The following is a 22538-nucleotide window of genomic DNA, read 5'->3' as shown; positions in this document are numbered from 1 at the left end:
AAACTAATTAACATTAGACTTAATATTTTTCTCTAACCCCTTTATAGTTCCTGATACACAAAGAGGCAATATATTAACTTTTTCTTTACCTACAGATTTAGTAAGTGATAGTATAAATATAGCTTTGTACAATGATTTTATATTACTTTCTATTATGCCATATCTATTACTTTCATCATACTCCTTAACCCAAAGACCTATTTCAGAAGCACCAAACTCTCCTAAAAAATCAATGGCTGAATTCCAGATAGCTTTAACTAGGTCCTCTCTTTTAAAGTCTTTCCCCCCTTCTATTTTAAAACTGACATATCTTGTCTTTTCTCTAAGAGTCTTTGGATTTTTTATTGACATAAAAACAACAAAAATAGTTATAATAAACATAATTTAAGGATTTTGGTATAATTATTCAATATAGGCATATTCAGGTTCTTATGCAAATTCGAGGCTTTTACCGTTTTTGCAATAAAATTTCTTCGGATTATGCATTTCGAGGTCTGAAATGTGTTTCTAAAAAATTGATTAAAACTGGAGAGTGATAAATATGGAAAAAATATCTGGTATATGGTTTAAACAATCAAAAAGAAAAAGATTGCATATAATAACAGGAGTAAGTATTTTAGGATTGTTTATTTGTATGGGGGTAGACAGCCTAATTTTAGGGTGGCTTCTAGTAGCTTTGCTTGTAATTACACTCTTTTTGTATGTGTTGGACTATCTTTGATATACGAATAAAGATAAACTAAACAAAAGAATATCCAAACTACAATTATGATACGATTATATTTAGTGACTAATGTAACGATAAAACTCAAGAAGTCTAATTTTATTTCTGTTTTAAATAACCAGCTCAATACAAATTCAAAACAAAGTTTTACTACACCAAAGAAATAAATTAGTGCAAATATAATGTTTAGCCAAATCACTTCAAAAAAAGTTGTTTTATGTTTCATATAAAAAATTAATTTTTATTCCTTAAATAATTTACTAAGAAATAAAATAAAAAATAAAAGTTACTGCTTTCTTACGGCAATAACTTTCTTACCTTCAACTTCTTTCTTTTCCCAAACTATACTGTCGCCATCTTCAAGCCCTAGATAGAAGCTTATTTCAGATGGTACTGTAGTTCTAAGGGATTTATACTCTTTCTTTGACCTTGCTACTTTAGATATTATTTCACTCATCTTTTTACCCTCACACTCTGCTTAATCAATCCTTCCCACTTGTTGCCGTCAAGACCTAGCTCAATACCCGCCATCTGTGCAGGCGTCTTTCCGTTCAAGGCTTGATGGGGTCGTATGAAGTTGTAGTACGCCTTGAAGCCGTCAACAAAATCCTTTGATGGTTCGATATTCTTTAGCCCTCTCTGCACCTTGTTTCTCTGTCGCATTGAACCGTGCAATCTTTCTATCTTGTTGTTGTTTCGTTCCTTGTTCGTGATTGCTATTTCCCTGATGTGTGTAGTGTTCCTACCGTCACCTTTTCTGTGCATCTGGAACTCTTTTCTTACTGCCTCTTTGTATGCGTTTAATCCATCAGAAATTAAGATGTCTGGTGTTGTGCCTGTGATTTGCTTTGCCTCTTTGAGTGGTAGTCTTGCAGTGTCAACATCCCTAGTCTTGCCCTCTGAAATCATTGATGTTATCAAAAAGCGTGTATCGGTGTCCATCAAGTTCCAGAGCCAGTTCCACTCGCCGTTGCACTTCAAGGCCATCTCGTCTATCGCCCACATGCCCGATACGTCGGGAGTTAGTGTCTTTGTGTAGTCTGAAATCAAGGTTAGGTACTTTCTTATCCATCGTGAGACTGTGGACTGATTGACCGTCACGTTGTAGAACTGCGCCAAGTGCTGTGTTATATTGTTCTGTGATAGACCTTTGAAGTATAAATCGAGTGAGAGTGTTATTACCCTCTGGTCGCTTGTGTTGTACTTGAATCCGTCATCGACTGAAAATCTTTTGTTGCACTCCTTGCACTGGTACATCTGCTTCATGCCGTTCTTATTCTTTCTAAATCCTTTCTTTGCTAAGTTTGTGGAGTTGCAGTTCGGGCATTTAGTTTCTGTGTCCGTCTCTGGTGTGAAGATCCGTGCCTTTGCCTCATCTTCAAGCCTACTTTTAAGTTTCATCCAGAACTTGACGGCGTTGATATGCTTGCACTCTATACGCCTGTAAAAGTGGTCGGGACAGTTGCATGTCCATATCTTGTAGCCGTGCCTTACCAAATAATATCCTTTTCCACTTTGCGAGTGGATTTTAAACTCGTCAGAACTTACCAAGATTGGCTCGTCCCCTTTGGCTATTATTGCATAGCCCCTAATCATTCTACTGTTTGTGGTTAATACCATTGTAGCACCATAAAATAGTAGAACTTTCTAGTATTTAAGCTTTACGGCGTAAATTATACCGTAAAATAGATAATAATATAAAGAAAAAAGGAGGAAATTTTATGAGAAAAAACGCAAATGTAATGGGTAACCTTAAAAAGGTTATACCTAGAGGTTTTAAGTAGAGGTAATTAAAATGGTGGCAAAAACGGACAACAAGAAAGAAATCTTAATATCCCGCATATTGAAGGACACCGCAGATTTCGTAGAGGATGAAGTAGAATATAAAAATTTTTTGGAGTCTTTAGACCCATTAGTCCTAGAAATTTTTGCCCTTGCACCAACGCAGGAAGCATGTTATACTGGAGTAAAAACGTTGTTTCCTGTTCTAATGAAGGGAGGATATTTGATTGACAACAGGTAATCCAGATTTTTTAAAGGAACTAATAAAAGTTGATAGTTTCAAAGAAACTGGATTACTGCCTAATTTTGTTAAATGTAATAGAAAAATTAATCCAATAAAAAAGTTCGAGCCAAAAAGAATTTTTATAGATGTATGTTGTTTTTTAGACTCGGTACAACTGAGATACTGTGATGATGGGTATCCTTTATGGTATGGAAGTACTGTACTTATTAATAAAATTATCAAAAAAGATTTTATTGGAATTATTAGTCAACAAACTATCGATATAGCTCTGTCGGCGGTAAGTAATCGTTGTGAAAAAAGTAACACTGATGGATCAGAAAGTGCAAAAAATATTCTTATATATAAAAAACATTTTTATGTTGAGTCTCTAACAGACGATGAATTTCACAAAGCGTTTGATTTATCCCCAAAATTAGGAATATCTTTGGAAGATGCTATCCAATTAAAATGTGCAAAGAAATGTAATGCTGATACATTTATAACCAGAGATATACATTTATTAGAACAAAAATTTTTAGAATCTGGTATACAGGTACTAAAGCCTGAAAACATAGTAGGATTCCCACCAAATTATTTATTTTGTAAAAAATATCAGATAGAAAAACAACCTCAATATTTACAAGATAAATTGAAAAACTTTTTTAAGTCTTATCCATTCCCTACTACTGAAGAAAGTCCAATGGATTAAAGTCCGTCGATAGTGGTTAAGATTGTAGCACCAACTAACTTTCTTACTACCGACAAAGGATGAAAGATATTTCAGATGAGAGAAAATACGAAATACCTTTGTATTGGAAAATGTTAAAGATTTCAAAAGAACATATAGACAGTCCGACAGGTAATGCTGAAGAAGATTTGTATAACTTATTTGCTTTTTCTCAAATAGTTTATTCTATGAGAGAAAAATTAAAGCATGATAAATACAAGGAACTTGTTACAAAAGAAGACCATTTATTTAATTATGATGAAAAATCAAAAAATAATACTGCAACTTCAAAGATAACAGAACTTTCGAGTGACCTTAGACATTATAAAACAACTCAAATGGATTCAAGACATACTGACGCTAAAGTTGAATCTAGTTTGGGATTAACTGCAAAAGTTTATGTTAATGGAATCTTACAATCTTCAAATAATCTAAAAAAAGAGAGTAATAAAGTTCCAAATTCATATGCGAATACTATAATATCTTATATTAAGATTCTTAGTAATAATGATATTGCGGTACCAAGAGAAACATTTTATCAATGCTACGAAGAAATAAGAAAATTTATGAAAGACAATTTTGGGTTAGACTAAGGACTTTTTGCAATAAATTTTCAAAGAGACTTCGACTTGCATAAGCTAATTTTATAAAAGTCTAGGTCACGAAATTGCATAAGAACCCATATTCAGAACATTTAAATATAGTATCATACAAATAATAATTGTGCAAGACAAAAAAAGCATTGCGGAAATAGTTAGAGAATATATAGGTGCACATCCCTCTATAATGGACTGTCTTAAGTATGGAATCATAAATTATTCTGCCCTTTCACGGATGATAATGGAAGAATACAAAATAGACAATATGGTTGCGGTCCTTATAGCATCAAGAAGATATGCTGAAGAGTTACAAAAAGAAAAAAATTTTCTTGAGAAAAAAATTAAACTAATTCTTAAGAAGAGTAGGATCAACATAAAGACAAAAGTTGCTACTGTTACTTTAAAACCTGGGTGGCATGTTTTCATGAAACTTGAACCAGTGCTAAAGAAGACTCTTTCGGAGGGCTATCTAATCAATATTATCCAAGGCTCCCAAGGTATAACCTTAATCTTACTTGAAGACTATCTTGAGGATGTTACAAATCTTATAGGTAAAGAGAATGTATTGAGAGTATCTAAAAATCTAGTTGAAATATCGGTAAAGAGTCCAGAGGATATTGGGAATACCCCTGGGGTGGTATCCTATCTGTCTTCAAATCTTTCCTCTGTTGGAATAAATGTTATTGAAACTATGAGCTGTTTTATGGATACTATTTTTGTCGTAGATGAGAAGGATATGGTACTTGCATTCGAAGCTCTCAATAGATGTATAGATTAAATCTTTAATATTTGAAAAAGGTAGATATTATGGAAATAAATGTTATTGACATAAAGAAGGACGAAGGTGTTGAGTTTGTAGTTGGTCAAGGGAACTTTTCTATATATACTGTTGATGATCTTGCAAGAACCCTTCTGACCTGTGTTGCAAGTATTAAGGTTGGCGTTGCAATGAATGAAGCCACGCCTAAACTCACAAGAGTTGCAGGAAACGATGAACACCTGAAGGAACTTGCTGCCAATGCTGCTTTGAAGATAGGAGCGGGACATATATTCGTTATAATGATGAGGGGCGCTTTTCCTATTAATGTATTAAATAACATAAAAAATTACCCTTCCGTATGTACTGTGTATGGAGCCAGTGAAAATCCTTTCCAAGTTATTGTGGCTAAAACTAATCTCGGTAGTTCCGTTATAGGTGTTGTTGATGGAAGTTCTGCCGAGAAGATTGAAGACAAAAACGAAAAGAAAGAAAGAAGAGATTTTTTGGAAAAAATAGGATACAAGATAGAATGAAAATTAGAATTGATAATCTAAACGGGCTCCGGTTATTAAATCCCGGACCACTAGTTTTAATCACTTCAAAATACCAAGGCAAGTCCAATATTGTTACTGCTGCCTGGACTAGCCCAGTTTCCCATTCTCCTCCGCTTGTTTCAATCTCACTTTCAACAAAGAAACTTTCACATATCTTAATTGGAAATTCTATAGAATTTACGATAAATATTCCTTCAATTGGACTTTTAGATAAAGTTCTACAATGCGGATCTGAAAGTGGGAGGAATATTGATAAGTTTAAAGCATTTAAGCTAAAAGAAGTTAAAGGAAAAAAGGTATCTTGTCCTTCAATTAAAGAATGCTTTGCTTTTATTGAGTGCAAGGTCGTCGATTCAATCTTGTGCGGTGATCACTACCTCTTTATTGGTGAGATAGTCCATTGTGAAATCGAAAAGGACTTGTACAAAGATTGTGTTGATATCGAAAAGGTAAAATTCATTAATCATCTTGGGGGGCCATATTTTACCTATCCTGAAAAAATAGTTGAAAAGAAAAGAGAGTAGTTACTGAAATTCCGATATGTGGTCTCTTTTTATGTCCTCCATCTTGAGGTCATATTCTTTGAACTCATTTTCATACTGTCTTATATTATTCATTGATTGAACAATTCCATCTTCCTGACCATTTTGATAATACTCTTTCAAAATCTTTATCTCAACAGCTGCGTTTTTTAGAGATTGGACTTTCTTTAGATAGTAATTAGTGTAAATTATCAACCAGTCTTTTTTTGATTTCTGGGCTTCGCCCATTGCATTCTCAAGGGCTATTATGGCTGTTGAAAACTCTAGTATAGCTTTGTCGGCATAAACGATAACGTTGTCCATATCTTGAATTGAATAAGCGTTTGAAGAGATGTTGTAATATTCTATGCCTTTTGATAATCTTAAATTTGCAACTTTTATGCTTGTATTCCAGTTGTCAAGAGATGTATTGAGACATAGAGGTAGTAAAAAAATTAGAATCAAACATAAAACTAATAATTTATTGTATTTCATTTTTGCACCTTTCTAGATTTTTTTAAATTAAGATATAAATCCATCATATCTTCAAAGACATAATCTGGCTTAATACGGGATTTTGATACTTCTGATTTATCAACAACACCGCTTAAGACAAGTGCAGTTCTAATGCCAAAGTTTCTTCCAGCCAAAATATCTGTATCAATCCTATCCCCAATCATCAAGCTTTGTTCCTTTTTTGATGAAATTCTTTTGGCTGCCATTTCCATAATTAAAGTTTTGGGCTTCCCTATTATTATTGGTTCAACGCCACTGGCAGATGTTATTGATGATAAAATTGCACCACACCCAGGGAGTATACCCTCATGCGAGGGATAAGTCATATCTGGATTCGTTCCTATATATATTGCACCCTTTTGGATTGCAAGGAATGCCTTCTTCATCTTCTCATATGTGAAATTGATATCCCACCCTACAACTACTAGATCAGGATTAATCTCTTCTAGTCTTATCCCAGAATTTTCTATGAGCGATACCAAACCTTCGCCACCAACCACATATGCACTTAAGTTTTCTTTTTCTTTTAGGAATGTATCTTTCAAAAATTCGACAGTAGCAACACCAGAATTTATTATTTGATTTTCTCCTATATTTATGCCCATGTCTTTCAATCTTTTTGAATAGTCAGCAGGTGTTTTGGCAGAATTGTTAGTTACACAAATAAATTTTATTCCTTCTTCAATCAAATAATCAATAAATTCTCTAGCCCCATTAATAGTGTGTTCTCCCCTATAAAGAACTCCATCTATATCCATGAATATATATTGGATGGCTTTCAAGGTTTGCTCTCCTTCTTTAGTATTCCTTCCGCCGCAAGAACCCCAGTGGCTGCAGAATTTACTATATCTCGTGAAAGTCCAACTCCATCACCAGCAACAAAAAGATTTGGTAAATTAGTTTCCATTGATGAATCCACTTTTACCCTTATTCCATAGAATTTAATTTCAGGAGCATAAAGAAGTGTTGAATCACTTCCCACTCCCGGAAGTACATTATCCAGTCTTTCAAGTGATTCAATTAAATTTGTGACTATTCTATAGGGTAATGCCATGGCTATGTCCCCTGGAGTAGCCGATAGAAGTGTAGGCTTTATGTTGCTTCTTCTAATTCGTTCAGGTGTGGATCTTCTGCCTCTCTTTAAGTCTCCAAATCTCTGCACTAGGGGTTCACCACCACCAAGAACTGTGGCAATTTTTGCAATCGATATACCATATGATGTTGTATCTTCAACAGGTGATGTCAGTGTAACCCTTGAAAGAAAAGCAAAGTTACTATTCTGAGATTTTATATCTCTCATTGAATGTCCATTTACTCCAACGTATCCATCGTACTGCTCTTTCATTACATATCCTTCATGGTTTGTGCAGAAAGTTCTTACAAAATCATCATATGTTTCAGAATAGATATGAAACTTTGGATCTCTATTAACCTCTATTACTGGTTTCATTAGAACTTTGGATACTTCGACCCTAACTCCAATATCTATTGGTTGATGATCTACTTTGATACCAAGTTCATTAATTTGTGACATCAAAAAACTAGAACCCGCCCTGCCTGGAGCAGCAATGATATACTCAGAATCAACTTTATGTGAAGTATTTTCTTGCAGATATGTAGTAGTGTATCTTTGTTTTACTTTTTCTATTTTGTTGACATCTGCCATTAATACAAATTTCACTCCTTTTTTTTCGAGATATTTTTTGACAGAGTTTATCACTACAGGAGTATAATCGCTTCCTATATGTCTTTGAGGTATCTGTATAAATTTGATCCCTGAGGCTTCAGATTTTCTTTGTAAATTCTCAATCATTTCTGTTTCGCCAATGAAAAGTTTTTCTGGAGCACCGTGCTCTAAAAAAATTGAATCAACTTCGTTCACCAAATTTATTGCTTTGTCTGCCTTTCCAGTAAGCTCTTCTAAATCTCCACCTATGTCTGGCCTTAGATTTAGTATTCCATCTGAGAGGCATCCTGAGCCACCAGCCCCATATAATACATTGCATGGATTGCAGTTATCACACGCACCTGTATGCTCAAGTGGACATTTTCTCTTGTCAACGTCCCTGCCTCTATCTAAGATAATAATGTCAAATTTATCGCTTTTAGAAAGTTTGTAAGCGGAAAAAAGACCTGCAGGTCCAGCTCCGATTATAACAACTTTTTTCTTCATATAACTAAGATTAGAAGTATAAACTAAAAAGCTTATGGATTACTTTATTTTTTTGAAGGTTTTTTTGGAAGTCCTTTCAATGGTCTTTTTGTCTTAAGTTTTGACTTTTTGATTGGCGCCGGTTTTGATTCTGCTACATCCTGTGTTTGTTGAATTTCCGGAGGGTATACTTGAGACTGTACTTCTTGTGTCGGTAGCTTTTCAAATGTCTTTTTCGGACGTCCAATGTGTTTTACATTCATCTTTAATAAAGCAATTATGATGAAAAATGCAGCAATTATAATAATAGGTAATCCTTGAATTAATAAATTAGATGATAAAATTAAATTAATTTCTTTTTCAGTCTCACCTTCAACTTTCACGACTTGTGTTACTTTTCCATATAAATTTGAAGAAGCTGTAATTTGATATTCTTTTGGAGGAAGATCCGATATTACTAGTGTACCAGAATTATCAGAGGTACCTTTTTGTTGTCCATCTACTAGAATAGAAACTCCACTTATTGGGTTGCCTTTTGAGTCCTTTAGTGAAACTTTAACTGCGCCATTTGCTTTTTCTAATGTCAATGACCTTGCAATCCCCGCTTTGGTAATTTCAAAGGTAACTTCAGAAGGTTCATACCCTTTTGCATCAGCCTTCAAGGTGTAGACCCCAGGAGGGAGCTGTATTGTTCCATTGGCCTTAGTAATCTTTTCAATTGACACCCCACTTCCTGTTCGTATTATCTCGGCATCAACTTCAGATAAAGCCTTATTGTCTTCTGTTTTAATTTCATAAGTAAGAGTGCCTTTTTGTTTTGATAGAACAACTGTAACTTCTTTTTGTTCTTCCTGTGCAAGATTAAAAGGCTCAGTTGTATATTTTTCATAATCCATGAACTCAACTTCTACAAAATAAGTTCCAGGTTTAACTGAGAATCTAAAGAATCCTCCAAGATCAGTAGAAGTATAAGTTACGCTTGTTCCTTTTAGAAAAACTTGTATAGCAAATAAAGGAGTGCCGTCGTCAGTTGTTACCTTGCCGTATACTTCTCCTTTTATTATTAAAGGAATCATTATTGAATAATCAACAGTGTCCATGGGCGTAACGGTATTGGGTACTTCATACTCCGAAGTGGAATAAGAAACTATGACTCTATAGTTTTGTGCGTCAGGAATTTCAATTCTAAATTGTCCATTTTCATCTGTATTAACAGAAAATGTTTCATTTGTAGTTACATTTGTGGCTTTGACAGTTGCATTGTCTATTCCAGCCTCCCCTGTTTCAAATATCTTGTTGTCGTTTGCGTCTCTATAAACTTGCCCAGAGATTATTTTGAATCCTGAATGTCTGAGATAGAATGTCTTTGAGTCAATAGAAGCGATATCTACATTTTCAATTATTGTCACAAATCCACTTTTTGAAATAGTAACCGAATAGGTTCCTTCTGCTATATTCTCAAAAAGCAATTCTCCTCTTGAATTTGAGTTTCCTGATCTTTGATAATTTGGATCAGATTGTAAGGACATTCTGATTTCTGCATCTTGTATTGGAGTACCATTTACACTGGCAACTTTAAATAGAAAATTCTTGTTGGTGGCGCCCCAAGTAGCTGGGGCCAGAATTACCAATATTAATATTGATAAAATGACAATCCTTGATTTTCTCCCCAGCATTGTTCTCCTCAAGATTATTAATTAAAATAAAAAAATTAAATCTCGGAAAATACTTTTCTGACGTCCTTTACTTTAATAGTATCGTCCATCTCTACTATTCTTGTTTCGCACTCAATAACATCCCTTGCGTCACCAGAAAGCTCAAGGTATGTTCCAAGATCGGAGTCGTAAGTTTTTACGTTTACAGACCCTGGAATTGTTCCCGGGCTTATTGTGTCAAGGGTTAGGTTTTCGACAAGTATCCTAACTGTGTAGGGCTTATCTGTGTGCCTTTCAATTCCTCTTTCAACAATATTCATAACACTTCACCTATCCTTTAGTAGCTGATAATCAATATATAGTTACCAGTTTATAAGCTTTTCGATATCGATAATATATAACAATGTTCCAAAATGATTACAAATTATAACTAAAAATAGCTTAATACCTTTCAAATTATTGAGAGTATTATTTAAATACTATGAAACTATTGATAATCAATATTTACCATTATACAATAAAGTATTTTGTAATATATGTATCTAATCATAAATGCTTAATCTTATATAATATTTGGCACAATTCGGTATAATGAAAGTTGTTCTTTTAGAGCATACCAGAAACCCTGAAAAAGTGTGTGCTGTAGCAGCTCTTACATCAATGAAGGAAGGAACTCCTTCCGATATGTTGAGTGAAATAGATGCAGATAATGCAAAAAAGAGGATTCAGAGGGTTGTTGGATATGGCCACTACTCAGTTATTGAGCATGCAAGTTTTACTTTTTCTATAGAGGGCATTTCTAGGGCGTGTTCACATCAACTTGTGAGACATAGAATAGCTTCATTCACCCAACAAAGCCAGAGATATGTGAAGATGGATGATGTTCCATTTGTTACGCCTCCATCGATTAAGAAAAACAAAGTCGCAGAGGACATATTCAAAAAAAGTATTAATTATAATACCGAGGGCTACAAGAAACTGCTTGAATTAGGAATAGCTCCTGAAGATGCAAGATTTGTACTCCCAAATGCCACAAAGACTAATCTTGTGATGACAATGAATGCAAGAGAGTTGCTGCATTTCTTTAATCTCCGATGTTGCAACAGAGCACAGTGGGAGATTAGAGATATGGCCTGGGAAATGCTGTATCAAGTCCTCGAAGTCTCACCGGCGTTATTTGAGTCTGCAGGGCCAAAATGTATCAGTGAAGGCATATGTACAGAGGGTAGATCTTCTTGCGGTTGCTACAAATTGTTTGAGGAAAAAAATAGCGATGAAAGAAGGATAATTATTAAAGAATTTTTTAATTAATAGCGTGATTTTTATGGTAAGGATGGATATAGATACATATTTTATGAGTATTGCAGAACTAGTCAAGAAAAGATCAACCTGCATAAAACAGCATGTCGGTGCGGTATTAGTCAAAGAAGGTTATATCATATCTACTGGTTACAATGGTGCTCCAAGGGGCCTACCTCATTGTTCAGAAGAAACTTGTCTGAGGCAGACTCTTGGATCTCTTGAAAAATCTCACCTGTGCAGAGGTGTTCATGCAGAACAGAATACAATAATCCAAGCTGCAATACATGGTGTTTCAACTGAAAATTCAACTGTTTACTCAACGCATTTTCCATGCATGTCCTGTACAAAGATCCTGATAAACGCAGGCGTGAAAGAAATAGTATATGCAAGAGATTATGACCTTGACAATGATATAAAAATGAGCATGATAAGGGATGCTGGTGTCAGGGTAAAAAAATTGCTCTTAACTGATTAGATGGAATCTACCTTAAACGACATAAGGTCTATTGATTACCCATCGTTTTCTCTTGAGAGGTCCTCATTGCTAAACGAGTCTTTGTTTGAAAAAGGTGTCAAGGATGTCTACTCTTTTGGCAAAGTTGAAATTGGATGTGATAGAGCACTAGGTAAAGGAAGCACCTCAATTGTTTTTTTGGGCAATTATAAAAACAGAAAAGTTTCAATCAAGATTGAAAGGTCTGATTCTGAAAGAAAAGGCTCACTTAAGAAAGAAGCTTTCTATTTAATTAAGGCCAACGAACATGGAGTTGGGCCAAAGGTATACGGGTATGAGGATAATTACATTATAATGGAATATATAGAGGGAAATCTACTAATTGAGGGAAAATTTGATAAAAATGATATCTTTGATATCTCAAGACAATGCAATGCTCTTGATCTTGCTGGAATAAATCATAGACAGATTCAAGGGGGAAAGCACGTTATTTGTGGGGGGAAAAATGTTATAATCGACTTTGAAAAGGCTCATTTCTCAAATACACCAAAAAATGTCACCTCATTTTTATCGATGTGCTTCCTATCAGACTGTCTTGTTAGGCAAAGAATAAAGAAAATCTTTGATTTTAAAGAAGATTTAATTAAGACACTTTTAAAAGAGTATAAGTCTAACTCAGATATAGAAGGTCTTATAGGAAATATCCAATAAGACTTAAATATTTTAATTATAATAGTTGGTTGTGATGTGATGGAGTTTGAAAAACCCTGGACAGAGAAGTATAGGCCCCAAAAGCTTGACGATATTGTTGGAAGAGACCCTATAATTAGGAGACTTAAATCATATGTAGATAAGAAATCGATGCCCCACTTGCTATTTGCTGGGCCGCCAGGTGTTGGGAAAACGACAGCTGCTATAGCACTTGCAAAGGAAATTTTTGGAGAATATTGGAAACAGAATTTTCAAGAGACAAACGCCTCTGATGAAAGGGGCATAAATGTTGTGAGAGAAAAAATAAAAGATTTTGCAAGAACTAAACCGATAGGTGGAGATTTCAAGATAATATTCTTGGATGAGTCTGATGCACTTACTTCAGATGCACAGAATGCTTTGAGAAGAACTATGGAAGTCTATACTTCAACCTGCAGATTCATTCTTTCATGTAACTACTCATCAAGAATTATTGATCCGATACAATCTAGATGTGCAGTATTCAGATTCGGTCCATTGTCAACTGATTCTGTAAAGATCATGATTGAGAAGATAGCCGAAGCAGAAAATATTGATCTTAAGGAAGACGGACTTAATGCTATTGCCTATGTTTCTGAAGGGGACATGAGAAAGGCAATCAATGCCCTCCAGTCTTCATCAGGTATAGGCGACTCTATAACAGAAAGTTTAGTCTATCAGGTTTCATCAAGGGCGAAACCTGAAGAAATAAAAAACATGATGAAAGTCGCCCTGTCCGGCGATTTCATTTCATCAAGAAAAATACTTCAGGAACTTCTTTTGGGGCAGGGATTGTCCGGTGAAGATATAATAATGCAGATGCATAGAGAGACTTTCAATTTAGAAGTTTCTGACAAAGAAAAAGTTAGAATTGTTGAGATGATAGGTGAGGCGGATTTCAGGCTTGTACAGGGGGCAAATGAATTTATCCAGCTTGAATATCTTCTAGCCAATCTTTCCTCAGGATAACGATAATATGCTTGTTGAAAAATACTTTCCAAAAAATTTTTCTGAAATAAAAGGTCAACAGGCACTTGTAAAGGATATCCTAGCATGGATAAATACCTGGGGCACGGAAAAAAGAGCACTCTTGATCTATGGCCCACCCGGTAGCGGCAAAACTACTATGGTAAAAGTATTGTCAAAAGAGCTTGGATATGACTTAATAGAGTTAAATGCCAGCGATAAAAGAGACCAAACTGTACTAAACAGGATAGTTGGAAATGCCTCTACTTCAAAGACTCTTTTTGGATACAAGAAAATAATCCTGCTAGATGAGGCAGATAATATTCACGGCAAGGAAGATTTTGGAGGGTCAAAAGCCTTACTTGAGATAATAAAGAATACACAAAATCCGATCATTCTTACCGCAAACAGCTACTGGGAAGTATCTCAATCTATAAGAGACAACTGTAAACTTGTACAGTTCAAAAGACTTCAATCGAGGACTGTATTTGCTAGATTAAAAGAGATAGCTGTCGCCGAAGGCATTCAAGTAGAGGATGAAACTCTGATGAAAATAGCAGAACAATCGACAGGGGATATGCGGGCAGCGATTAATGACCTTGACTCGTTAGGTAGGAAATTGATAAAAGGTGATGAGAAGTTAGTTGGATCTAGGGACACAGAAGCATCCATATTTGAGGCTTTGTCAAAACTTTACATGTCAAACTCAATTGATGTCAGAAAAGACTTTTTTGATGTTGATAAAAAACCAGATGAGCTTCTTCTTTGGATTGACGAAAACACCCCCAAGGCATACAAAGGAAAAGAGCTACTTGAGGCTATGAGACTTCTATCAACTTCAGATATCTACTTGAAAAGGGCGTTTAATACTAGAAATTATTCCATGTGGAAATATGCATCAGACCTTATGACTGGCGGTGTTTCTGTTGCTGGGGTAACTGAATCGAGGTACATCCCATTTTCCCCTCCAAAATATTTTCAGGTCTTAGGATCTTCAAAAAAGTCTAGAGAGGCAAAGAAGAAAATCCTTGATAAGATTGGGAGAAAGTGCCATTGTTCTAGAAAAGTTGCAAGAAACTACCTACCCATGATATCGGCGTTATTCCTTAATTCTAAAAAAGGGGCACTTATATCAAACTTTTTCGAATTTGATATGGAAGAGATTAAATTTATTGATGGTAAGAATTATAGGAAAATTGAATTGGCAAGAGAAGAGCTTTTAAAGCAGCCAGAAAAAAAGGAGAAAATTGAGGCAGTTCCAATAGCAAATGAAAAAAGATTAGAATCCAAGAAAGAAGCTACTGAAAAAGAACTCCCAAAGGAAACGGAAAAAGAGAAAGAGGACAAGCAAAAGAATCAACAAAAAACACTTTTTGACTTTTAGAGGAAGAGAATATGCCAGAACATTCTATATCATCGTCGCTGGACAGGATCCCAAAATCGGGGATCAGAAAATTATTTGATCTTGCACAGAACATGGAAGGGATAATAAGTCTTGGGATAGGAGAGCCTGATTTTGATACACCGATTAATATAGTTGAAGCTTCAATTAAAGCTCTTAAAGAGGGAAAAACTTACTATTCTCCAAATTCTGGAATTTTAGAATTGAGACAGGCAATATCTGGAAAAATGAAAAAGCAGAACAGTGTGGATGTGTCTGAAAACGAAATTATTGTGACAATTGGTGGTGGAGAAGCTCTATCCCTCGCAATTCAATCTTCAATTAAAACTGGAGATGGAGTTATTGTTCCTTCGCCAGCTTTTGTTGCTTACGTTCCGACAGTTATGCTTTCTGGAGGAAAACCAATCGAAGTAGAATGCCAAGAAGATGAAAATTTTATATTGAATCCCGACCTATTAGAAGAAAAAATAACTGAAAATACAGAACTATTAATACTGAATTCTCCTTCAAACCCTACTGGTTCAGTCATCAAAAAAAGTGACTTAGAAAAGATTTCAGACATAGTTATAGAATACAATCTAAAAGTAATATCTGACGAAGTCTATGAGAATCTTATCTACGATGGCAAAAAACATGTCAGCATTGCATCACTTAATGGTATGGAAGACAATGTTATAACTGTGAACTCATTTTCAAAAACTTATTCTATGACAGGTTGGAGAGTTGGGTACCTATGCTCAAAAGACGAAAGCCTCCTTGATAGAATGTTAAAACTCCACATGTACGGTCCCGTGTGCAATAATACTTTTGCTCAATTTGGTGCGCTAGAAGCTCTTAGGGGGCCTCAAGACTTTGTTGATCAGATGAGGGAAGAATTTGAAGATAGAAGAAATCTCCTTTTGAGTAGAATTAAAGAAATGAAAGGGGTTAGTGCAATGAAACCTGAAGGTGCATTCTATCTCTTCATGAACATCTCTGGCACTGGTATGAAGTCAGAAGATTTCTCTGAGAAACTCTTAAATCAAGAAAAAGTGGTCACAGTACCAGGTTCAGCTTTTGGTCCGTACTCAGATGATTTTGTAAGACTTGCATATCCTCTTAAAAAAGATAAGATCAATGAGGCATGTGACAGGATGGAAAGATTTCTTTCTAAATTTTAATCCTCTTCAATTTTTATAGACTTTATGTTAAACTCTCTTCCGGAGAGAATAGTGACATCATTTGACCCACACTCACATACCATCTGAAGTATTGGAAAATCATTTTCAGAACTAATATTAAATTCCTTGCCACATTTATTGCAATGAACTCTTGGCTTTAAAAATTTGATATCAAGCTTTGCTCCTTCTGCATAGTCCCTTTAGAAATTATGTCAAAGCAGAATGTAAGCTGTTCTGTATTGACTAGAAGTATCTCTCCCATCTCTAGTTTAATTGATTTGATTTTCTTGGCCTTTTCTTTTTGAGCAGCGTCAAGAACAGTCTTTAGCATTCCATCGGCAAGAGAAAGTTCATGCATAGATTCACCAATACACTTTTATATTCTGCCAAAAGAGTATTTAAAAGCTTAGGAGGATTATTTTGAAGGGTTACATAATATGGCCGGCATATCTTGATAAAAATTTTTCAAAGAAGGGCGGCAGGAAACTTCCAAAAAATCTAGCATTGGACCATCCAAAATTCGAGGAGATTAAAAAAGCTCTTGATACTATTGGAATAACTCATGAGGTTCAAAAGACCTCAAGATATCCCAAAGATCAGGGAAGAGATGAGAGAAATCTTGGAAGATTTATAGTTGAGAAAAAATTCTCCAAAAATGAAATACTTAAAAAAATATCAAAAGAGATAAGAAAAAATAGGGGCGGAAATTAAGATCTGTCCTGCAAAGTCTCTACTTCAGGAATAATCCTTTTTCCTGCGGCGACTTTGTCTATACTGTGTACAGTGCCTCCAAGTTTTTCTATCTCTTCTTTTAATAGTTCATAATCAATTGAGTCCCCTTGTATTGAAAGTTTGACTGTTTCAGTTTTTTGGTCAATTTCAACGACTGAGATATTTACACCTATAATCCCAGGAAGTTCAGCTAGTTTGTTTGCAAAGTCTGGGAGTATTGGTTTGTGGGGTTTTAAAACATCAAGAACTATAACCCTAATTGAACTCATAAATCTACCAAAGTTTATTGAATATATTGACTTTTATAATAGTTTCGGTATTTATTGAAATTAGATTTATAAGTTTAGAATTAGAATAATTGGTGGAGGAATTTAGATGGAAGCCCTAGATGCAATCCGCACAAGGAGAAGTGTAAGAAAATTTACAGATAAATTGATACCAAAAGAGGTTATTGATAAATTATTGGAAGCTGCAATGAGTGCACCTTCTGCAAGAAATCAGCAAACCTGGGATTTTGTTGTCATTGACGATAAAAATATTTAAGTGAGGTCCCTAAGGTAAGTCTTTACGCGCCTATGGCAAAAGAGGCTGCTGCTGCAATAGTAATCTGTGGAGATCCCAGTCTAGAGAAGTATCCAGTATTTTGGGTTCAAGATTGTTCTGCTGCTACTCAGAACATTTTGCTTGCTGCTCACGCCCTTGGCTTAGGTGCTGTTTGGTCTGGTATATACCCACTGGAAGATAGGTCTAGTGGATTTAGAAAATTACTTGGAATCCCAGAAAATATAGTGCCACTCTCGATGGTAATAATTGGATACCCGCTAGAAATGCCAAAGCCTGTCACTAGATTTAAAGGAGAAAGAATAAGATACAACAAATGGTAGTAATTTTTTCTATCCTTTCTTCGAAAACTCACCATGGGATAACCTTATATTTTAATTTTTTTTATGACCCTATATAGACAAATACGTTAATGGTGAGATTTTATGAAAAGGCCAATGGTTACTATTGACGGAAATGAAGCTGCCGCATATACAGCTTATCATGTTAATGAAGTTATATCAATATATCCAATAACTCCTTCCTCTACCATGGGAGAGTTATCTGACCAGTGGGCATCTGAAGGTGAACCCAATATATGGGGTACTATTCCTCATGTAACTGAGATGCAAAGTGAGGGTGGAGCCTCAGGAGCCATTCATGGCTCATTGCAGAGAGGCGCACTCACTACCACTTTCACAGCATCTCAAGGGCTTCTTTTAATGATTCCCAATATGTATAAAATAGCGGGAGAACTGACTTCTACCGTTTTCCACGTAAGTGCTAGATCTCTTGCAACCCACGCCCTATCAATCTTTTGTGACCACAGTGATGTGATGTCAGTACGTTCTACGGGATTTGCTCTTCTTGCATCAAACTCTGTTCAAGAGGTAATGGATCTCTCAATTATTGCTCAAGCTGCAACTTTAAAATCTAGAGTTCCTTTTTTACACTTCTTTGATGGATTTAGGACATCTGCAGAAACATCAAAAGTTGAAAAGTTGACCCTTGAAGATTTGAAAGAAATGATAGATGAAGATCTAGTCAAGGCTCATCGTGCAAGAGCTTTATCTCCAGATAATCCCATAATAAGGGGAACTTCACATAATCCCGATACATATTTCCAAGCAAGGGAAAGAATAAATCCATGTTATGATGCCTGTCCTGATTTAGTCCAAGAAGCTATGGATAAATTTGCGAAAATTGTTGGTAGGCAGTACAAAATCTTCCAATATGAAGGTGCTCCTGATGCTGAAAGGATTATTATCATTATGGGAAGCGGTGGTGATACTGTAGAAGAAACTGTTAATTATCTCAATAAAAAGGGAGAGAAGGTAGGGATATTAAAAGTAAGACTATTTAGGCCATTTTCTTTAAAGCATTTTATTTCAGAAATTCCTCTAACTGTAAAAAGTATTGCAGTTCTTGATAGAACTAAAGAGCCAGGCGCCTTAGGTGAGCCCCTTTACTTAGATGTCACAACCGCTATATCTTCTGCATTTTCAAATAGCATATTAAAAATGGAGAAGATGCCAAAAATAATTGGAGGAATATACGGATTATCTTCAAAGGAGTTTAAGCCTTCAATGGCAAAAGCTGTATTCGATGAATTAAAAAAGACAGAGCCAAAGAACAGATTTACTGTTGGAATCAACGATGACGTAACCCATAATAGTCTAGAATACGATCCAAACTTTTTCGTTGAGCCAGAAAACAGAACTAGGGCGGTATTCTTCGGCTTAGGCGCTGATGGTACAGTCAGTGCGAATAAGAGCTCAATAAAAATAATTGGAGAAGAAACTGACAATTATGCACAAGGATTCTTCTATTATGATTCAAAAAAGGCTGGATCACTTACGATTTCGCACTTGAGATTTGGTCCAGACCCAATAAGATCTCCTTACTTAATTGATAAGGCAAACTTTGTAGCTTGCCATCAATGCTCATTTTTAGATAAATATGACATGCTTAGTGTTGCAGAAAAGAATTCAATCTTTCTTTTAAATAGCCCTTACCCGCCAGAACAGGTATGGGATCAGCTACCTAGAAACGTCCAGCAGGAGATAATAGATAAGAACATTAGATTCTATACTATTGATGCGTATGATATTGCAAAGGAGATTGGTCTTGGAGTTAGGATAAATACAATTATGCAGACATGTTTCTTTGCATTAAGCAATGTAATTCCAAAAGAAGACGCAATCAAATCAATTAAAAAGTTCACTGAGAAAACCTATGGTAGAAAGGGAGAGAAGATATTAAAGATGAACTATGAAGCAATTGATAAAGCAATTGACAATCTATATGAAGTAAAGGTTACTGGAAAGGTGACAAGTAATTTTGATTTAAAATCATCAATGCCAGAAGAAGCACCGGAATTTGTAAAGACTGCAATATCGAAGATGATTATCGGAAAGGGTGACGATCTACCTGTAAGTGCATTCCCTGAAGATGGTACCTATCCAACCGGTACAACTAAATGGGAGAAGAGGAACATTTCACTTGATATTCCTGTCTGGGACCCTGAAATCTGTATACAGTGCGGTAAATGTGCTTTTGTCTGCCCACATGCAGTTATTAGAGCTAAAGTCTACCCAAAAGACGTATTAAAGAATGCGCCTGCTTCATTCAAACATGCTGAGGCAAAGTTCTCACAATTTAAAGATAATGTATACACTGTCCAGGCTTCCCCAGAAGACTGTACAGGATGCAAACTCTGTTATGAAACATGCCCATCGAAGAATAAAAAAGATCCAAAACTAAAAGCAATAAACATGGAGTTTAAAGATCCAATACTCGATAGAGAAAAAGAAAACTGGAATTTCTTTGACTCACTACCTTATATTGATAGAGAGAAGCTAAATGTCACAACTGTAAAGGATATACAGCTTCTAGAGCCTTTGTTCGAGTTTTCTGGCGCTTGCTCAGGTTGTGGTCAGACCCCTTATGTAAAGCTTATGACCCAACTATTTGGAGATAGGGCAGTAATTGCTAATGCCACAGGATGTTCTTCGATTTATGGGGGAAATCTCCCTACAACCCCTTACACAAAGAATAAGGACGGCCGAGGCCCAACATGGTCAAACTCTCTTTTTGAAGATACTGCAGAGTTTGGACTTGGTATGAGATTAGCACTCGATAAGCAGAGAGAATATGCAATGGAGCTAGTTGAAAAACTTAAAGATGATTTAGGAAAGGACCTAGTATTTGAACTCAAAAACACGAACCAGGATACCGAAGTAGGCATAAACAAGCAGAGAGAAATGGTAAAATTATTGAAAGCTAAGCTAAAGTCAATACAAAAATCTGAAGCAAAAGATCTAATTAGTTTAGCCGATTCATTAGTCAAAAAGAGTGTATGGATATTAGGTGGGGACGGCTGGGCTTATGATATCGGGTACGGCGGTCTTGACCATGTCTTTGCATTAGGAAAGAACGTCAATATCCTTGTTCTTGATACTGAAGTATATTCTAATACAGGCGGACAGATGTCAAAAGCAACACCTCTTGGGGCAGTTGCAAAGTTTGCAATGGGTGGAAAACCAACGCCAAAGAAGGACCTTGCTATGATGGCAATGAGTTATGGAAACGTATACGTCGCAAGGATCGCCTTCGGTGCAAATAATGCTCAAACAGTCAAAGCATTCCTTGAAGCAGAGGCATATGAAGGAACTTCAATAATTATAGCTTATGCACACTGTATCAATCAGGGATACGACCTTATCAATGGTCCAGAGCAACAGAAACTCGCCGTTCAATCCGGATACTGGCCACTTATGAGATACAATCCAAATCTAGAGAGCAAAGGTAAAAATCCACTTCAGTTGGATTCAGGTAAACCCATGTTAACTCTTGATAAATACATCTACAACGAAACTAGGTTTAAGATACTACTTAGAAGCAAACCTGAAGTGGCAAAGAAACTTCTTGAAGAGTCTCAGAAAGAAATCATTAAGAAATGGAACTTCTATAAATATTGGTCAGAAATGCCAATATCGAAAGAGGAGGAAAAATGATAGATCTTTCAACGAACTATATGGGATTGAAACTAAAGAATCCCATAGTAGCTTCATCTTCATACTTATGGGAAGATCAAAAAAATATCAAAAAAGCTGAAAAATCGGGAGTCGCTGCAGTTGTTTTGCACTCTTTATTTGAAGAGCAACTTGAAATTCAACAAGAAGAATTGAATAAATTTTTACTGCAAGGAACAGAAAGCTATGCAGAGGCCCTAACATATTTTCCAGAGATAAAGGATTTCAAGTTTGCACCTGATGAATATGTAGAGCTTTTAAGGGAAGTCAAGTCAGATTCTGAAATCCCAATTATAGGAAGCTTAAATGGCGTTTCAGATGGGGGCTGGATAAAATATTCACAAAAACTTGAAGAGGCCGGTGCTGATGCGCTTGAACTGAATATTTACTATATTCCTACTGACCCTTCAATAAGATCTGAAAAGATTGAGGAAAACTACGTTAATCTTGTGAAAAGTGTAAAACAAAAAATTAGAATCCCCTTAGCGGTGAAACTTAGTCCTTATTTCACTTCAACTCCAAATTTATTAAAAAAGCTGGAAGAGGGGGGTGCTGATGCTTTTGTTATATTCAATAGATTCTATCAGCCAGATATTGATATAGAGAATCTTGAAATAACAAAAAATCTTGTTTTGAGCAGTAGCGATGAATTAAGATTAAGACTTAGATGGGCTGCAATTATGTATGGAAAGATAAAGCCCGATATCGCAATTACAGGTGGGGTGCACACCGGTCCTGATGTGGTTAAATCAATTATGGCTGGGGCTAAAGTCTCAATGATGACTTCTGCTTTAATTAAAAATGGTATCGACCATATTGAAAAGACCTTATCTGAAGTAACAGATTGGCTTTCTAAACATGAATACGAATCAATAAAATCGATACAAGGGTTAATGTCACAAAAAAATATATTGGAACCTTCTGCTTATGAAAGGGCAAACTACATGAAGATTTTAGGATCATATAGAAAATAGCAAAACTTTAGTTCTAACTAAAATTTTTTTAA

General features: G+C 35.5%; 28 protein-coding genes and 1 pseudogene. 18 read left to right on the top strand and 11 right to left on the bottom strand.

What is annotated here, in order from left to right; translation table 11 throughout:
• Window positions 1-3: 3 nt before the first annotated feature.
• Window positions 4-381 carry a hypothetical protein gene (locus KO464_07935; GenBank protein ID MCC7573305.1) on the bottom strand — a complete coding sequence of 126 codons (378 nt, stop codon included), beginning with the start codon at window positions 379-381 and terminating at the stop codon, window positions 4-6.
• Between the two features lie 160 nt (window positions 382-541).
• On the opposite strand from KO464_07935, the gene KO464_07930 reads away from it, so the two are divergent.
• Window positions 542-721 carry a hypothetical protein gene (locus KO464_07930; GenBank protein MCC7573304.1) on the top strand — a complete coding sequence of 60 codons (180 nt, stop codon included), beginning with the start codon at window positions 542-544 and terminating at the stop codon, window positions 719-721.
• Window positions 722-1010: 289 nt separating this feature from the next.
• Here KO464_07930 and KO464_07925 read toward each other — a convergent pair whose 3' ends face one another.
• Both KO464_07925 and KO464_07920 read right to left on the bottom strand, forming a co-directional pair.
• Window positions 1011-1181: a hypothetical protein gene (locus tag KO464_07925; protein MCC7573303.1), complete on the bottom strand. Its 171-nt coding sequence runs from the start codon at window positions 1179-1181 to the stop codon at window positions 1011-1013.
• Complete coding sequence (locus tag KO464_07920) at window positions 1178-1825, bottom strand: DDE-type integrase/transposase/recombinase (protein MCC7573302.1); 648 nt, start codon at window positions 1823-1825, stop codon at window positions 1178-1180. Before KO464_07920 ends, KO464_07925 begins: the two co-directional genes overlap by 4 nt.
• Before the next feature lie 321 nt (window positions 1826-2146).
• On the opposite strand from KO464_07920, the gene KO464_07915 reads away from it, so the two are divergent.
• From KO464_07915 to KO464_07885, 7 genes are all read left to right on the top strand, one after another.
• Window positions 2147-2338 carry a hypothetical protein gene (locus KO464_07915; protein MCC7573301.1) on the top strand — a complete coding sequence of 64 codons (192 nt, stop codon included), beginning with the start codon at window positions 2147-2149 and terminating at the stop codon, window positions 2336-2338.
• A gap of 181 nt (window positions 2339-2519) precedes the next feature.
• On the top strand, window positions 2520-2747 hold the full coding sequence (locus tag KO464_07910; GenBank protein MCC7573300.1) for a hypothetical protein: 228 nt from the start codon (window positions 2520-2522) through the stop codon (window positions 2745-2747).
• Complete coding sequence (locus KO464_07905; GenBank protein ID MCC7573299.1) at window positions 2734-3438, top strand: hypothetical protein; 705 nt, start codon at window positions 2734-2736, stop codon at window positions 3436-3438. The genes KO464_07910 and KO464_07905 overlap by 14 nt, the downstream gene beginning before the upstream one ends.
• Before the next feature lie 59 nt (window positions 3439-3497).
• Window positions 3498-4049: a hypothetical protein gene (locus KO464_07900; protein ID MCC7573298.1), complete on the top strand. Its 552-nt coding sequence runs from the start codon at window positions 3498-3500 to the stop codon at window positions 4047-4049.
• A gap of 130 nt (window positions 4050-4179) precedes the next feature.
• Window positions 4180-4833 carry an ACT domain-containing protein gene (locus KO464_07895; GenBank protein MCC7573297.1) on the top strand — a complete coding sequence of 218 codons (654 nt, stop codon included), beginning with the start codon at window positions 4180-4182 and terminating at the stop codon, window positions 4831-4833.
• Window positions 4834-4859: 26 nt separating this feature from the next.
• Entirely contained in the window at window positions 4860-5348 is a 489-nt protein-coding gene (locus KO464_07890) for an adenosine-specific kinase (GenBank protein ID MCC7573296.1), read from the top strand.
• Window positions 5345-5893: a flavin reductase family protein gene (locus tag KO464_07885; protein MCC7573295.1), complete on the top strand. Its 549-nt coding sequence runs from the start codon at window positions 5345-5347 to the stop codon at window positions 5891-5893. Before KO464_07890 ends, KO464_07885 begins: the two co-directional genes overlap by 4 nt.
• On the opposite strand, the gene KO464_07880 is transcribed toward KO464_07885, so the two are convergent.
• Genes KO464_07880 through KO464_07860 form a run of 5 tightly spaced genes read right to left on the bottom strand, consistent with a single transcriptional unit; the run spans window position 5894 to window position 10533 of the window.
• On the bottom strand, window positions 5894-6385 hold the full coding sequence (locus tag KO464_07880; protein ID MCC7573294.1) for a hypothetical protein: 492 nt from the start codon (window positions 6383-6385) through the stop codon (window positions 5894-5896).
• The gene (locus KO464_07875; protein ID MCC7573293.1) at window positions 6382-7188 is read right to left on the bottom strand and encodes an HAD-IIA family hydrolase; all 807 of its coding nucleotides are present in this window, start codon (window positions 7186-7188) and stop codon (window positions 6382-6384) included. Before KO464_07875 ends, KO464_07880 begins: the two co-directional genes overlap by 4 nt.
• Entirely contained in the window at window positions 7185-8579 is a 1395-nt protein-coding gene (locus tag KO464_07870; protein ID MCC7573292.1) for an NAD(P)/FAD-dependent oxidoreductase, read from the bottom strand. The genes KO464_07875 and KO464_07870 overlap by 4 nt, the downstream gene beginning before the upstream one ends.
• Window positions 8580-8623: 44 nt before the next feature.
• The gene (locus KO464_07865) at window positions 8624-10234 is read right to left on the bottom strand and encodes a carboxypeptidase regulatory-like domain-containing protein (protein MCC7573291.1); all 1611 of its coding nucleotides are present in this window, start codon (window positions 10232-10234) and stop codon (window positions 8624-8626) included.
• 35 nt (window positions 10235-10269) lie between these two features.
• Entirely contained in the window at window positions 10270-10533 is a 264-nt protein-coding gene (locus KO464_07860) for a hypothetical protein (GenBank protein ID MCC7573290.1), read from the bottom strand.
• Between the two features lie 271 nt (window positions 10534-10804).
• On the opposite strand from KO464_07860, the gene thyX reads away from it, so the two are divergent.
• From thyX to KO464_07830, 6 genes are read left to right on the top strand one after another with little or no spacing between them, the layout of a single operon-like run.
• A complete protein-coding gene (thyX, locus tag KO464_07855; GenBank protein ID MCC7573289.1) occupies window positions 10805-11524 on the top strand; it encodes an FAD-dependent thymidylate synthase in 720 nt (239 codons plus the stop codon).
• Between the two features lie 13 nt (window positions 11525-11537).
• Window positions 11538-11990, top strand: coding sequence for a dCMP deaminase family protein (locus KO464_07850; protein MCC7573288.1), 453 nt, complete (start codon window positions 11538-11540; stop codon window positions 11988-11990).
• A complete protein-coding gene (locus KO464_07845) occupies window positions 11991-12680 on the top strand; it encodes a hypothetical protein (GenBank protein ID MCC7573287.1) in 690 nt (229 codons plus the stop codon).
• 39 nt (window positions 12681-12719) lie between these two features.
• Window positions 12720-13667, top strand: a complete 948-nt coding sequence (locus KO464_07840; protein MCC7573286.1) for a replication factor C small subunit — start codon at window positions 12720-12722, stop codon at window positions 13665-13667.
• A 7-nt stretch (window positions 13668-13674) separates the two neighbouring features.
• A complete protein-coding gene (locus KO464_07835; GenBank protein MCC7573285.1) occupies window positions 13675-15048 on the top strand; it encodes a replication factor C large subunit in 1374 nt (457 codons plus the stop codon).
• An 11-nt stretch (window positions 15049-15059) separates the two neighbouring features.
• Window positions 15060-16226 (top strand): pyridoxal phosphate-dependent aminotransferase, encoded by a 1167-nt coding sequence (locus tag KO464_07830; GenBank protein MCC7573284.1) that lies wholly within the window; start codon window positions 15060-15062, stop codon window positions 16224-16226.
• On the opposite strand, the gene KO464_07825 is transcribed toward KO464_07830, so the two are convergent.
• A complete protein-coding gene (locus KO464_07825) occupies window positions 16223-16396 on the bottom strand; it encodes a hydrogenase maturation nickel metallochaperone HypA (protein MCC7573283.1) in 174 nt (57 codons plus the stop codon). The genes KO464_07830 and KO464_07825 overlap by 4 nt on opposite strands.
• Complete coding sequence (locus KO464_07820; protein MCC7573282.1) at window positions 16384-16584, bottom strand: hydrogenase maturation nickel metallochaperone HypA; 201 nt, start codon at window positions 16582-16584, stop codon at window positions 16384-16386. The genes KO464_07825 and KO464_07820 overlap by 13 nt, the downstream gene beginning before the upstream one ends.
• A gap of 62 nt (window positions 16585-16646) precedes the next feature.
• Between KO464_07820 and KO464_07815 the strand changes: the two genes are divergently transcribed.
• Window positions 16647-16937: a signal recognition particle protein Srp19 gene (locus KO464_07815; protein MCC7573281.1), complete on the top strand. Its 291-nt coding sequence runs from the start codon at window positions 16647-16649 to the stop codon at window positions 16935-16937.
• Here the strand turns inward: KO464_07815 and KO464_07810 are convergent.
• The gene (locus KO464_07810; protein MCC7573280.1) at window positions 16934-17227 is read right to left on the bottom strand and encodes a DUF211 domain-containing protein; all 294 of its coding nucleotides are present in this window, start codon (window positions 17225-17227) and stop codon (window positions 16934-16936) included. The genes KO464_07815 and KO464_07810 overlap by 4 nt on opposite strands.
• A 106-nt stretch (window positions 17228-17333) precedes the next feature.
• On the opposite strand from KO464_07810, the pseudogene KO464_07805 reads away from it, so the two are divergent.
• The 3 genes and pseudogenes from KO464_07805 (at window position 17334) to KO464_07795 (ending at window position 22506) form a co-directional block, all read left to right on the top strand.
• Window positions 17334-17842 (top strand): annotated as a pseudogene (locus KO464_07805) (nitroreductase family protein).
• A 102-nt stretch (window positions 17843-17944) separates the two neighbouring features.
• The gene (gene nifJ / locus KO464_07800; GenBank protein MCC7573279.1) at window positions 17945-21514 is read left to right on the top strand and encodes a pyruvate:ferredoxin (flavodoxin) oxidoreductase; all 3570 of its coding nucleotides are present in this window, start codon (window positions 17945-17947) and stop codon (window positions 21512-21514) included.
• Entirely contained in the window at window positions 21511-22506 is a 996-nt protein-coding gene (locus KO464_07795; GenBank protein ID MCC7573278.1) for a dihydroorotate dehydrogenase-like protein, read from the top strand. Before nifJ ends, KO464_07795 begins: the two co-directional genes overlap by 4 nt.
• The last annotated feature ends 32 nt before the right edge of the window (window positions 22507-22538 follow it).

The sequence above is a fragment of the Methanofastidiosum sp. genome (assembly GCA_020854815.1).
Taxonomy (GTDB): Archaea; Methanobacteriota_B; Thermococci; order Methanofastidiosales; family Methanofastidiosaceae; genus Methanofastidiosum.
This window is presented reverse-complemented; position numbering and strand designations above follow the sequence as displayed.